Here is a 13,829-nt window from a genome sequence, read left to right as displayed (position 1 = left end):
TACGTCCTGCGCCGTGGAGCGCGGTTGCGGTGTGGCCTGCGCCGTGGAGCGCGGTTGCGGTGTGGCCTGCGCCGTGGAGCGCGGTTGCGGTGTGGCCTGCGCCGTGGAGCGCGGTTGCGGTGTGGCCTGCGGCGTGGAGCGCGGTTGCGCCGTGGAGCGCGGTTGCGCTTCGGCCGCCGGGTTCGTGATGGCTGCCCGTTTCGTGGTGGCCGGCGGCTTCGAGGCGACCGGGTCCGGTGTGTGTGAGGGCGCTTCGGTGGTTTCTCTGCCCGTGGCGGCGGCGATAGCGGCGGCGCGACGTAAGCGTTGAGCGTGACGCTGCCGCAGTCCCCAAGCTCGATGCCGCTCATGTTCACGGCGGAAATCCTCAGCGGCCTGAGAATAATTCCGGCGCGCCCGCCGATCACGCATCGTGGCCAACTCTTTCGTGGCGAATATCTGGAGCTGCCGCATACCTAAATTGTCCCGCGCCCGAAGAAGAAACTGTAAGACCCGCCAAGAACTGGATCATGCCAATCTATTGAGATGCGGCAGAGTAGAAACGGTCAGAGGTATCACCGACGACCCGTCGGAGGGGTTTGGTCGCCGGCCGGACGCTCGGCTTGACCGCTTTGCCCCTTGCGGAGGGATGCGGGAATGACCGCGTGTCGCTTCATCCGATTCCGGCACGCTGACACCGGTGCAATCACTCGCCGCAACCGCCGATCTTGAAAGGGCGGTGCCTCGGGTGGGCGGTGGGTTCGTTTCCGAGTGAGCCGCGAACCCGTGATCGTCGCGGTGGTCGCGTGTCCCCGGATGGTCGGTGCCGCACGGTGGCGTTCATGGACGGTGTCAGGGGCCACCGGCGGTCGCCGAGGAGTCATCGCGGCCGGCCGAGGCTTTTATTCGATCTTCCTCAGGGACGAGCGCGCCGTTCAAGGAGTGCCGTCTACATGCGTAAACGCCGCGGCGGACGGGTCTTCACCTGTCTTGGATCGGCGTCGCGGGCCATGGAACCTGAATCCAGGTCCGGTTTCGGTCACGGACACCCGCGTGGTGAGGTCGCCGGCCGGAACCAGCTCGGATATGCGCTGGTAGCGAGCCCTTCTTGAAAGCCAGCAGGGTCGGCGCTGTCTCATGCGTCACGAGGCAACCTTGACCCTGCTGGCCAAATCGCTCGCCCCCGCCGGGCGGGCGCGCACAGTGCGCATCCAGGCCAGCAAGGCCCGATAGCCGGCCGGTGTGGCCGCAAACTCGCGGGTACCCAGTACCCGTCCGACCTGGTCGATCACCGCAGCGGTGTGGGTGTCCTGGTGGGTGTCGACCCCACCGGTGACCTCAAGCGCCGCGTTCTCAGGTGTAATGGAAGCCATCGTCGTCCTGCCACTCGTAACTGATCAGCAGGGCGGCACGCACCAGCCGGGAAACGCGGACAAGACATAGACGGGGCCTCTGGCCAGGCTCCTATTAAGTCACAACGCCACACCCGGTGAGTGCCATGCACCTCCCGCCCGAGGCCGACAGATCCCCTTTAAAGACCCGAAGTCAGTCAGAGCTTGGGTCAGACCCCGGCGCGTGAGGTGCATGAACATCATCTATGTCAGGGCTGACCCTGCTGGCCGAAATCGCTCGCCCGCGCCTACTCGCCTGGCGGGCGCGCACAGTGCACCGACAGTGCGCCCCGGCCACCGTTACGACACTCGCGAACGACCCCGCAGAGCCCAACGTGCGTGCCGTCCGGCGCATTCGGGCCTCGGGAGGGTGCGGGGAAGCAAATAGCCAGCAGAGTCAGGGCTGTCTCAACGTGCGTGAGGCAGCCCTGACAGCCAGCTGATCCGGTGAGCTTGGCCCGTCGTTGCCGCGCGGTGCTGGTCGCGGCCCTGCCGTGTCCGGTGGGCTGACGTCGTGATTCCGGGGGCGGGCCCGCGCGGTGCGGTTACGGTCCGTTTCGGGGCTTCTGTCAGCAGATCGGCGGCCCTGAGACGGGGCGGGTGCGCCCGGCCGGGGTCAGCCGCCGAGGACGGTGCGCAAGCGGCGCGCCTCCTTGAGCAGGCGTGTGCTGCCCGGCTTCGCCGCCACCTCCGCCAGCCCGGGGACCTGGTCGCGCGCGCCGACCGCACCGGCGACCTGCGTGGCCAGCTCCAGCAGGTCCGGCAGGCCGCGCGGGGCAACCGGCAGCAGGGCCGGCAGGGCCGCGGTCAGCAGCTCCCACAACGGCCGGGCGGCGCCGGCCCGGTAGGCGTCGGTCAGCGACGGGATCACCCGGGTCAACTTGACCATGCCGTCGGCGCACAGGTCACCGAGCTCGGCGCCGACACCGGCGCCGATCGGTTCGGAGCCGGCGGCCAGGATCAGGAAGGCGTCGAGGGCGGACAGACGGTCGGGTTCGTGGCGGGAGCCCAGCCCGTAAGCCACGGCGAGCGTCATGGCGGGGCCGATCGGCCCGGCGCACTCGGCGAGCAGGGCCAGCACCGGGCCGTCGCCACGATCGTCCATGTCGGCGAGGGAGGCGATCACCGGCAGCACCCAGGCGGCGGTCACCTCGCGGTGCTGCGGCAGCACCGCGGTGGTGACGTCGACGGGCGCGGAGAAGTCCCTGGGGTAGTAGGTGGGCACGTTGCTGCGGGTCAGATTGACGAGCACAGCACCCAGCAGGTGGTCGACCGGCTGGGACTGCTCGAGCTGGGCGACGACCCGGCGTTTGAGCGGGGGTGTGCCGCCGTACTCATACCGCCCGTCCTTGCCGGTCTGCGACCGCCGGGTGCTGACCGGATCGGGCAGCCCGCCCTCCTTGAGCCAGGTGGCGAAGCGGCGGCCGGCCACCGACGTCAGGTCGGCGGCCGCGGTCACCACGGCGGGGTCGGCGTCACGCTCCACCCGCAACAGCGCCTGCTCGAAGTCGATCGGCCACGGCTCCCAGCCGGCGGCCTCGGCCCGGATCAGCCGCGCCAGCAGCACCGCCGGGTCAAGGCTTCCGTTCACCCGGGTAGGCGTGGACATGAGCTCACCGGCTCGGCCGTACCGGAGACAGGGGTCGCTGGGCTGGGTGTGCGGGCGGTGGGAGCCGCCGGATGGGAGCGGTGGCTCGGCGAGCCTGGCGGATGCGGTCGTGAGGTCACCGGCCGGTGCGAGGGACACCCGCTCGGCCAGCTCGCGGATGCGCAGCTCGAGGACACTGCCAGGACCGCCGCGCAGGGACTGCTTGCTGCCGCTGCCGAACAGCCAGGCGTCGCGGATCCCGTCGGACGGCGCGGGCGCGGCGGCCGGATCCAGCAGCGCCCGGATCGCCTTGCCGAGAAGGGAGGTCCGCAGGCCCTCACCGTGCCAGCCGTCGTTGGTCAACTTGTATTCGTGCCGATCGAGGACCGGCCGCAGCGAATCGGCGACCGGCACACCGGCGCCGGGCAGCGCCACCAGCGCGGCCAGCACCCGCTCCCACCCGACGGCGGTCTCGTCGTGCAGCAGGGTGACGATCTCGGTGGCGAGCTCGGCGCCGCTCGCGATCGGCGGCGGCATCGCGGCGGCCGGCGCGGGCGGGGCGAGCGCGCCGGCGCCCGGATCGGCGGAGGCAGAGGCGGAGGCGGCAGTCGGGGAGGCCGTGGGGGCGGCCACCCCGAACATCCGCGCGGCCCGCGCCGGCAGGTCGCCGCCGAGGGTGCCGGCGGCGTCGGCGAGCCGGGCGGCCGTGCCGGCGTCGAGCCGGGACACGTGCCTGCCGATCAGGGTGAGCGCCCGCTCCTGCACGTCGAGCGTGGGGTGACCGAACGCGACGGCGGCCGTCTCCAGCACCTCTGCGGCGCGGTCCGGCGAGCGGCGTGCCGCCTTCTCCAGCCAGGTGAGCTGCGTCTTCACCAGGCCTTTCTCGGTGCGGAGCAGGGTGGCGGCGCTCGCCTCGATCAGCGTCTCCATGTCGAGCCGGCCCGCGTCGTCGATCGCGCGCAGGGCCCGCTGGGCGAGCCCGGCGATCGCCGACGGCGCCTCGGCGAGGAGCCGGGCGTAGTCGTGCGTGTGGACGGCCATCTCGTCGGCGCTCGGCTCCAGCGCGTCGTGCAGCATCACGAACGGCCGCAGCATGGCCGGGCGGTCGCCGCGAACCAGACGGTCCACGGTGGCGGCGTAGACGGTGGCGCGGTCGAGGCGGCCCTCGGCGACCAGGGTGGCGATCGCGCCGGGGGAGCGGGGCGTGGTGCTCCACACCGCACCGTTCCAGTGGTCACCGGTGAGCGCGTTGCCGAGGCCGTCGATCTCGAAGACCGCGGGCAGAAGCGCGTCGAGGAAGGGACTCTCACGAAACGACGTGGTCAGCGAGCGCGCCCGCCCGATACGCGTATGCACGTCGTCGAGCCAGCCGCGGACGAACCCCTCGGTGCGCGGGGCCAGCTCGGGCGTCGCGTCGAGCAGCGCGGCGACGAACTGCCACGCGCTGGACCAGACCTCCTTGGCCGGCAGCTTCTCGGCGAGCCGGGCACCGAGGTCGGCCATCCACGGGATCTCGCGGGCCTCGACGATGCTCCGGAACTGGGCGGCGGGGATGTGGCCCCACTCCTCGCGCATGTCCCGCCGGGCGAGCAGGGCGGCGGCCCGCGCGGCGGACGGCATGCAGCCGATCACGGCAAGCGCGAAGCCCGCGCCCGGGTTGGCGCCGCGGCCCCACCAGTCGTCGCCGCGGCCGGTCTTCCTGATGCCGGTCTCGACCTGCGCGGCGAAGGCGACCCGCTCCGGCTCGCTCATCGCGAGCACGTGGCGGGTGATCGCCGCGTGCTGCGATCGCCTCGCCAGCCGGTCGAGGGTTTCCCAGGTGAGGATCTCTGCGGTCATGGCCGACAACCTAGAGCCCCGGTACGACATTTTCGAGCGTCCGCATCAGCCGGGTCGCCTCGGTGACCAGCCGGGTCCGTCCGCCCCGCGCGGCCACCGCCGTCACCTCGGGGATCGCCTCGCGGGCGGGCACGGCCGTGGCGACGGACTCGGCGACCAGCAGCAGGTCGGGCGCCCCGGCCGCGGGCGTGGCGGGGGAGAGGACGGCGGGGATCAGCACCCGCAGGACGGCCCACACGTCGGCGGCCGCTCCGGCCCGGGCGGCTTCACCGAGACTGTCGGCGACCCGCTTCAGCACGATGACCGAGATCTCGTGGAGGGCCACCAGCTCACGACCGACGAGCGCCCCGTCGAGCACCTCGCGCGCGGCCAGGTCGAGGAAGGCGTCCACGGCGGCCACCCGCCCGTCCACGCCGGCGGCGGTCAGACCATACGCCAGGCAGAGCGCCATGGCCGGCCCGAACGGTCCGTCGCAGGCGGCCACCGCGGGCAGGATGCCGGCTATCCCGCCGGCGCTCTTGCTCTCCGGCGCCTCGATGATCCGGGCCTGTACGTGCGCCGCCACGATCTCCCGGTGGCTGGGGAACATGAGCGGCCACCCGTCCAGCGGGCGCCCGTGACGGTACTCCCAGGCCCGGCGTGACGCGTCCTCCTCGGGTTGGCCGAGCAGCCCCTCCGGCACGGTCAGCCGGTGCTCGATCGGCGCGAACGCGACGGTCCGCCGGGCCGGGCGGTGGGCGCAGTCGCAGTAGTACCCGTTGTGCGGGCACCGCCGTTTGCCGACGTGGACGGTGACGACCTCCGGATCGGGCAGTCCGCCTCCGGCCAGGAACGCCGCGAGGGCCCGGCCGGCCGGGGAGGTGAGCGCGCCGGCGGCCGCCCGCACTTCCGGTCCCACCTCGCGGGGCAGTCGCAGCAGTGCCTGGGACAGGTCGTACGCCCCCGGCTCCCACCCTTGACCGAGCAGCCGCAGCACTCGTGCGGGGTCGACGTGCCCGTCCACGGTGGCGGGCGTGGCGAGCAGCGCGGGCGGCGGTGTGCCGCACATCTGCCGGGTCAGCTCGCTCAACCGTTTGATCGGCATCCAGGCGGGCGCCGGCATCCGCCGCTCCCAGTCGGGCGGGTTCCACGCGATGCGCTGCCCGGTGATGATCGCCCGCAGCAGGTTGACGAACGGGGTGCTCCAGTGGTCGGGCAGGATCTGCGCGAGCGCCGCGCCGAGCGCCGCCCGGTCGCTGCCGGCGAACCGCACCAGCCCGTCGAGGATCAGCTCGAACCGGATCGGGTCCTCCTGCTGGAGCAGCATGTGCCGCACCTCGGCGACGAGTTCGGGGATGGACGGGATGGGCGGTGGCACGGGCGCGGCCGGGGTGACCGGTGGCAGTGTGACGGCGGTGCCGCCGGAGGGCGCGCCGGTCGTGCCGAGCAGGGCGTCGGCCTGGCGGCGCAGGTCGCCCTGGAAGCCGGCGGCGGCCGCGGCGAGCGACTCGCGGGCGGCGTCGCCGAAGACCGGCAGATGCTCGGAGGCGGCTCGCAGGACCTGCTCGGCCAGGTCGACGGCCGGGTTGCCGAGCCCGGAGAGCAGCGCTTCGAACAGCAGCGGGTCGGGTTTGCGGGCGAGCACCACGCCGAGCCAGTCGAGTTGGGCCCGGACCAGTTTCTTCTCCTTGCGGAGCAGGACCGCGAAGCCGGCCTCGGCCACCGTCTCGATCTCGACGAGCCCGCCGTCGTCGGCCAGCCGCAGGCCGCGCAGCGCCAGGTCGGCCACCGTCGAGTGTGGGCTGGACAGCATGGCCACGTACTCGGCGTGACGGGCCGCGAACTCCCCGGCGTCGGGGTCGAGTAGCCGGTGCAGCACCACGACCCGGCGGATCGCGGCCACCCGGTCGCCGGCGGCGAGCCGGTGGACGCAGCCGTCCAGCAGCGACTGCCGGTCGATCACGCCGTCGGCGGCGAGCCGGGCCAGCGCCTTGGTCCACTCCTCGTCCATCTCGTCGGCGACCCGGGGGACGGTGAACAGGTGCGGCAGCATCTCGCTGGTGTGCGGGTCGGCGCGCAGCGACTCGGCGAGATCCGTCCGGTACCGCCGGCCGCCGGTGTGACGGAGCCACGCGCGCACACCGGCCTCGGTGGCGGGCGGGGCGAGGCCGGCTTCGGCGAGCAACCGGCTGACCAGGCCCCACTGCTGGTTGATCGTGGCGGGCCGCATCTTCTCGGCCAGCGAACGGGCGATCGCGGGAAGCGACGGGCGTCCGGGCGCCCGCAGCAACTGGACCACGGCGTCGACGGCGGCCTCGTCCGGCAGCGGCCGGAACCGGTTGGATCGCAGGAAGGAGACCACGTCGGCGGCGCGTGGCAGGCAGCCGGCCCCGGCGGCGCGCAGGGCCGCCTCCCGGCCTCGCCGCCGGGCCGTCTGCTGCTCCCAGGAGCCGTCGACCACCATGATCTCGCCCAGGGTAAGGCGCTTGACCGGGGCGGCCAGGGCCCGCCGGGACGCCTCGTCCATGCCCAGCAGAGCGGTGACGACCTGCTCGGTCTCACCGGCCCTGATCCACGACTCCAGCCGCCCGAAATCCACCATGGCGCAGAACCTAGCGGCACCCCCCGACAAAAACTCGCCGCCGACCTTCGAAACCGAGGGGATATAGGGTGTATCCGGTGATGCGGATCGACTGCCACCAGCACCTTTGGCCCCCGGCGTTCGTCGAGGCGTTGCGATGGCGTGGCTATCTGCGGGACTGGACCCTGCACCTGCCCGGTGAGCAGCCCTACCGGGTCGACCCGGCCGCTCACGACATCGGCCGCCGTCGAGCGCGGGAGCTGGCCGAGGGCGCCGGGCAGGTCCTGGTGTCGCTCTCCAGCCCGCTCGGCATCGAACACGGAACCGACCACGACCTGCTCGACGTCTGGCACGAAAGCGCCCTGGAACTGCCCGATCCGTTCCGGGTCTGGGCGGCCGCCTCGGTCACCGAGCCCGATCCGTCCGCGTTGACCCGTCTGCTGCGCGAGGACCGCGTCGCCGGCCTGCAACTCCCGGCCACCGCACTCGGTGACCCGGCCGCCATCGGCCACGTGTCGCCGCTGCTCAGCGCGCTCGAACAGGCCGGCAAACCGCTGCTCGTCCACCCCGGACCGGCGCCGTCCGGTGACTCCGGAACACCCGGCTGGTGGCCGGCCCTGGTGCCCTACGTCGCCCAGCTGCACCGCTCATGGATGGCCTGGCACGTCGCCGGTCGCGCGCGTCACCCGTACCTGCGCATCGGTTTCGTCGCACTGGCGGGCCTCGCGCCGCTGCACCATGAGCGACTCGCCGCTCGCGGCGGCGCCTTCGCCGTCGACCCGGGCGTCTTCTACGAGACGTCCTCCTACCGGGCCGACGCGATCGAGGCCCTGACCCGTGTGGCCGGCGCGGACTCACTCGTGCACGGCTCCGATCGCCCCTACGCTCAACCCCTCGGCCGGGCCGTCTTCCCGGACGCTCTGTTCACCACGAACGCACAGCGTTTCCTCACCGGAACACCCTGATCCGGTACGCCTGCCCGAACCCGTTCGACGAGACCCGCGAGCCCCCCGGCGGGCCCGGGCCGTGCCGCGACCGCCGGGCGTGAGTGGTGGGTCACCGCCCGGTCAGTCCTCGCTCACGGCGAGGAACCCGATCCCCGCCTCGGCGTCGATGTCGAGCCCGGGGCGGTCGTCCGGATCCCCGGACCGCAGCGTGGTCCCGGCGCCGACGCCGCCGGAACCGCGTCCGTAGAGGGTGACGTCGCCCGCGCCGGCGCCGACCGTCACCCGGACCGGCACCTTCCGCGCGGTCCGGATCCGCCAGGTGTGCACGCCTCCGGCCATCCGCACGGGCAGGGTCCCGGACAGCCGCCCGAGCGTGATGTCGATGGTCTGCGCCCCGCCGCGCAGGTCGATCCCGCCGACCGTGCCGGTGTCCATGTCGAACGACGCCGTGTGCACTCCGGCGCCCATCCGCAGGTCCCAGACGATCCGGTCGCTGAGCCGGACGTCCAGCCGTCCCGATCCGGTGCCGTCGGGCGTGGTCTCCACCCGCAGCACCCCGTCCTCGAAGGACGTGTCCACGTCGAGCCCGGAGCCGTCCGGTGTGCTGACGCGGTAGGGGCCGTCCATCGTGACAGTCCGCACGTCGAGTTCGGTGACCCCGTCGGCCAGCTCGAAACGCGCCTCGCGAATCGCCGGTGGGGGCGGCTCGGGCGCGACCGGGCGGGTGGCGGCTGCGGAGGGTGACGGGGAGGCCGGGGTGGCGGAATCGGGTGTGACCGGTTCGACCGGCGCGACGCTGACCGGGTCGGTGGGCGCCGCCGCGGCGGGCACGGTCCGCTGCCGGTCGTCGCCGGTCAGCGGCCGGGCCAGCAGCACGGTGCCGCCTGCGAAGACGAGCGCCAGCAGCCCCGCGCAGATCACCGGGCGCCGGCCGGCCCACCGGCGGGTGGCGTCGCCCGCGGTGTCCGGCCGCCCGGTCGTCCGCGTGGGTCGTTCCGCGGTCGGCGCGGGTGGTTCGGTCGTGCCGGCCGGCCGGGGATGCCCGGCCGGCCGGGACGGCACGGTGACCCGTGGGGCCGCGTCCGGCCAGTAGTCCGAGATGTCCGGCAGCCGGGTTTCCGCCGTCGCCGGGTCGGCACGCTCGTCGGCGACGGGTTCCGCGTGGCCGACCACGTACCCGGCGATCCGCAACGCCGGCGGACGGTCCCGCCCGCCGGCCGTCCCGTCACCAGAGCCTCTCCGCTCCACGCGCGTCTCCCTCACGCCTGCCCAGGTCCGCCCCGCTGGTCACGCAGCGCGCTCGCGTGTTCGACGGAGAGGCCTTCGATGATCCTCTGTGGAGGTTACGGCTACCGACGGTGCGCGGTTCAATCAATCCCGAGTGAGATGCCACAGCCGGTGCGACCAGCCGATATCGGTGGATTCGAGGGTGCGCAGCCCGGCCTCGCCGAGCAGTTCGGTGATCCGCTCCGCGGTACGCCGCCCGGCGCCGAACGCCGCCCGCAGCCGCAGGTCGTTCTCGAGCTCCTCGACGTCGGTGTCGTTCTCGGGCCGGACGTCCTCGACCACCACCACGTCGGCCCCGGCCGGCAGCGCCCGGGCGAACTCGGCGAGCAGGTGGGCGGCGTCCGCGTCGGTGAGCCAGTCCAGGAAGTGCACGAGCAGATGGGTGGCGCCGTCGCGGACCACGACGGCCCCGGAGGTGGGAACCAGCTCGACGTGCCCGGTGTGCTCCCGGTCGAGGATCTGATCACGGATCACGGCCAGCGCGGACGGCGGCGCGGACAGGCTCAGCGGCATGCCGGGGTGGGCGCGGGCGATCGCGTTGACGGCGGCTCCGGCCCCGTGCCCGGTGGCGGCGACCGAACCGGCCGCGGCCCAGTCGTACGCCGACATGATCAGCGGGGCGATCCACAGCGCCAGGTCCTCGACGACGCCGCGGGCCCGGCCGCCGAGCCGTTCGTCGGTCTCGAAGACGGCCCGCATCGACTCGGGCGCCCGCGGGGCGGCCAGTGTGAGCACGGCCAGGTCGAGGATCGCCTCGGCGTTCTCCAGGTGGTATTCGTCGGCGTCCTCGGCCAGCTCGTCGCCGAGCGGGGTGAGCCCGTACCGGCCGTCCGCGTTCACGGCGGCCACGCCGAGTGCGGCCAGGTAGCGCAGCAGCGACTCCACGGTGCCGGCGTCGGCCCCGGTACGCGCGGCGACCGCCGCCGCGGAACCGTCCCCGCCGTCCAGCGCGTCGATCACCCCGAGCGTGACGGCCACGCGCAGGGCGAGGCCGGGCACGATCTCGGCGAGTTCGTGGAGCCGCTCGTGGGCGTCGTCGTCCTCCTCGGGCTCGGTGGCGTCCGCCGCCTCCGGAAGAGGGCCGGAGCGCTTCCAGTAGCCGGTGATCTCCACCTGGGACGCCGGCAGGCCGCGCTCGACCCGCAGGTAGCGGCGCAACGGCCGGATCGCGCCCGCCTCGCCGGCCACCCACGCGAAGACCACGCCGTCCGGCCAGGGCAGGGCCCGGACCGCCTCCTCCATGGTGGGCGAGCCGCCGGTCAGCCAGGTGATCTCGGCGTCGGCGGCGGTCGGCAGCTCCTGGCGGCGGCTGTCGTCGGCGATCTCGATGAAGACGTGGGCGCGGGTGCCGGCCGGCATCTCGTGCAGCCAGCGGCGCAGCGCGGGCAGGGCGGTCTCGTCGCCGGCGGCCACGATGACGTCGGCGCCGGCCGGGTGGCTCAGCGACATCTTCGGGCCGGCGATCCACAGGGTGTCGCCGGGTTTCGCCTGTTCCGCCCAGGTGGCGGCGGGGCCGTTGCCGTGGCGTACGAAATCGAAGTCGACCTCGGTGCCGGTGATCCGGTGCGGCGTGTAGTCCTTGGCGATGGGCCGCTCACCGGCCGGCCAGCCGAGGCTGGCGATCTCCTGCCGGGGCAGCACCGGCCGGTCGGCGCCGGGCGCCGCGAAGAAGAATTTGACGTGGTCGTCGAAGCCTTCCGACCGCAGCGCGGGCAGGTCCAGCCCGCCGGAGCGGAACGCGCCCAGTTGCGGGCCGCCGACGGTGATCCGGCGGGTTCCGGCGTTGACGTCGACCACCCGCAGGACGGTCAGCTCGCGCAGGACGATCGGGAACGTGACTCTGGTACGCATACTTCGGCTCGACACGGCAAGAGACTACGTGCCCGGGCGGGACCACCAGGCGGCACTCCGAGGACGTAGCATCGGCCGGTGCGATTGGGACGGACCATCCTTGCCGTGTGTGCCGCCGGTGCGCTGGCCGCCTGCCAGGCCTCCGGCCCGCCGCCGGTGACCCCGGTGGCCGGGCCCTCGGCGCCGGCCCCGGCGGCCACCGAGGCGTCGACGGCGCCGTCGGCGCCGCCGTCGGCCGCGGTCTCCGCCACACCGAAGGCCACGCCGAGTGTGCGCCCGAAGACGCTGCCGAAGCCCGGCAACCCGGGCGGCAGGGCGACGGTTCCGGCCGCCGCGCGGGCCGTCGACACCAGCCGGCCGGACCGGACGGTCGGCGACGGCACCCCGGCGAGCTGCACGTCGGCCGCCGTGGTCAAGGCGGTCGCGGCAGGCGGCGTGATCACTTTCGACTGCGGCCCGGAGCCGGTCACCATCACCATGACCCGGACCGCGAAGGTGCGTAACGCCAAGGCCCGGGTGGTCCTGGACGGCGGCGGCCGGGTCACCCTGAGCGGCGGCGGCGAACGCCGCATCCTCTACATGAACGTCTGTGACACCAGCCTCGGGCAGAGCCCGGCGAGCGGCCACTGCCACCTGAAGGCCACCCCGAAGCTGACCGTGCAGAACATCGTCCTCAAGAACGGCAACAGCACCGACCCGACCGACGTGACCGGCGGCGGGGGAGCGATCTTCGCCAACGGCGGCCAGCTCAAGGTGATCAACGCGCGGTTCACCGGCAACCGCTGCCACGGCACCGGGCCGGACCTGGGCGGCGCGGCGATCCGGGTGCGGTTGTCCGGTCAGACGGCGTACGTGGTGGGCAGCACCTTCACCGGCGGCGTCTGCTCCAACGGTGGCGCCCTGAGCAGCATCCACGTCTCCTGGACGATCCTGAACAGCCGCTTCTCCGGCAACTCGGCGATCGGCAGGGGGGCGAACCCGGCCCGCGACGGCACCCCGGGCGGCGGCAGCGGCGGCGCCGTCTACAACGACGGCGACACCTACCAGCTCAAGATCGCCGGCACGGTGATCGAGAACAACAGGGCCCGGGAGGGCGGCGGCGCGATCTTCTACGTGAGCAACGACCGCACCGGCACACTGTCCATCCGCGACTCGAAGCTGCGGCGCAACGTCAGTTCCGGGTTCGAGACCGACGGGCTGCCCGGCATCTTCTACCTGGGGTCGGGGCAGCCGTCGCTGAGCGGCTCGAAGCTCAGCTGATCCGGTAGACGCGGGCCGCGGTGCCGCCGAAGATCTCGGCCAGTTGCGGCTCGGCCAGCGGCGGCAGCGCTTCCCGCAGCGCGTCCAGCACGTCGCGGTAACCGGCCGCCAGCAGGCACACCGGCCAGTCCGAGCCGAACATCAGCCGCTGCGGCCCGAACAGGTCGACGGCCGCCGCCACGAACGGGCCCAGCGCGGCCGGCGTCCAGCCCGGACCGGCCTCGGTGATCAGGCCGGACAGTTTGGCGGTCACGTTCGGGCAGGCGGCCAGCTCGGTGAACGGGCCCAGCCAGGCGCGCAACCCCGCGTCACCCCGGTCGACGCGGGGCTTGCCGAGATGATCGAGGACGAAAGTCAGCTCGGGTACGGCGTACGCCGCTCTCGCCGCGGCCGGAAGCTGCCCGGAGCGGATGACGAGGTCGAAGGCCAGCCCCTCGGCCGCGACCGCGGCCAGACCGTGCCGCACCTCCGGCCGGTCCAGGTAGCCGGGGTCGGTCTCGCCCTGCACCTGGGCGCGCACCCCGGCGAGCATTTCCCCGCCGGGCAGCCGCCGGTATCCGGCCAGGGTGGCGGCGACGTCCGGCGCCCCGAGGTCGATCCAGGCCACCACCCGTGCGATGACCGGTGTGGTGGCGGCGTAGCCGAGGAGTTCGGCCACCTCGTCGGTGTGGCAGCGGCCGCCCTCGACGAGCACGGTCGCGTCGATGGCGGCGGCGGTCGTCTCGGCGATCAGGTCGGCCGGCAGGTAGGGGCGGCGCAGCCGTTCCAGTCCGGGGGCGGCCAGCCAGCGGTAGCCGCGCTCGGGCTGCCACAGGTGATGATGCGCGTCGATGATCATCAAGCTCCCGTCGATTGACGTCAGCAGATGAATACCCTACGTCGCGGTCTGCGGCGGCGCCGTCTTCTCACGCCGTTGACCGCCACGGTTCCGGTGCCGCCGCCCGCGGCGCGCCCTCGTGACGTTTCCCGGCCGGTCCGGCGGGTAAGACCGACCGGCGATAGGTCCAAGATCCGGACAGGTGGGTACCTGCGGGCAGCAAACAGGCACGGGTCCATTGATCATCGGAGTTCTCTACGCTTCGTAACCGATGGAGTCCCGTGCCTGCGCTGCCATCTTCGTTGCTCGA

At 73.3% G+C, this 13,829-nt stretch carries 8 protein-coding genes and 1 pseudogene; 3 read left to right on the top strand and 6 right to left on the bottom strand.

What is annotated here, in order from left to right; translation table 11 throughout:
- Positions 1-310: hypothetical protein (locus AB0I88_RS39440; RefSeq protein WP_361037084.1), on the top strand; the 310-nt coding region annotated here is incomplete at its 5' end.
- A gap of 871 nt (positions 311-1,181) precedes the next feature.
- On the opposite strand, the pseudogene AB0I88_RS39435 reads toward AB0I88_RS39440, so the two are convergent.
- From AB0I88_RS39435 to AB0I88_RS39425, 3 genes and pseudogenes are all read right to left on the bottom strand, one after another.
- Positions 1,182-1,352 (bottom strand): annotated as a pseudogene (locus tag AB0I88_RS39435) (IS110 family transposase); the annotation flags it as partial.
- Between the two features lie 634 nt (positions 1,353-1,986).
- Entirely contained in the window at positions 1,987-4,797 is a 2,811-nt protein-coding gene (locus AB0I88_RS39430; protein ID WP_361037082.1) for a DUF6493 family protein, read from the bottom strand.
- Between the two features lie 10 nt (positions 4,798-4,807).
- Positions 4,808-7,378 carry a DUF6493 family protein gene (locus AB0I88_RS39425; RefSeq protein ID WP_361037080.1) on the bottom strand — a complete coding sequence of 857 codons (2,571 nt, stop codon included), beginning with the start codon at positions 7,376-7,378 and terminating at the stop codon, positions 4,808-4,810.
- Positions 7,379-7,458: 80 nt separating this feature from the next.
- Here AB0I88_RS39425 and AB0I88_RS39420 point away from each other — a divergent pair, with 80 nt between their 5' ends.
- Positions 7,459-8,322: an amidohydrolase family protein gene (locus tag AB0I88_RS39420; protein ID WP_361037086.1), complete on the top strand. Its 864-nt coding sequence runs from the start codon at positions 7,459-7,461 to the stop codon at positions 8,320-8,322.
- A gap of 102 nt (positions 8,323-8,424) precedes the next feature.
- On the opposite strand, the gene AB0I88_RS39415 is transcribed toward AB0I88_RS39420, so the two are convergent.
- Positions 8,425-9,552: a hypothetical protein gene (locus tag AB0I88_RS39415; protein WP_361037078.1), complete on the bottom strand. Its 1,128-nt coding sequence runs from the start codon at positions 9,550-9,552 to the stop codon at positions 8,425-8,427.
- A 123-nt stretch (positions 9,553-9,675) separates the two neighbouring features.
- Positions 9,676-11,457 (bottom strand): siderophore-interacting protein, encoded by a 1,782-nt coding sequence (locus AB0I88_RS39410; RefSeq protein WP_361037076.1) that lies wholly within the window; start codon positions 11,455-11,457, stop codon positions 9,676-9,678.
- Positions 11,458-11,520: 63 nt separating this feature from the next.
- Between AB0I88_RS39410 and AB0I88_RS39405 the strand changes: the two genes are divergently transcribed.
- A complete protein-coding gene (locus AB0I88_RS39405) occupies positions 11,521-12,702 on the top strand; it encodes a hypothetical protein (RefSeq protein ID WP_361037074.1) in 1,182 nt (393 codons plus the stop codon).
- Here the strand turns inward: AB0I88_RS39405 and AB0I88_RS39400 are convergent.
- Positions 12,695-13,540 carry an amidohydrolase family protein gene (locus tag AB0I88_RS39400; RefSeq protein ID WP_361037072.1) on the bottom strand — a complete coding sequence of 282 codons (846 nt, stop codon included), beginning with the start codon at positions 13,538-13,540 and terminating at the stop codon, positions 12,695-12,697. The genes AB0I88_RS39405 and AB0I88_RS39400 overlap by 8 nt on opposite strands.
- Positions 13,541-13,829: the final 289 nt, after the last annotated feature.

Source organism: Actinoplanes sp. NPDC049802 (genome assembly GCF_040656595.1).
Classification (GTDB): Bacteria; Actinomycetota; Actinomycetes; order Mycobacteriales; family Micromonosporaceae; genus Actinoplanes.
This window is presented reverse-complemented; position numbering and strand designations above follow the sequence as displayed.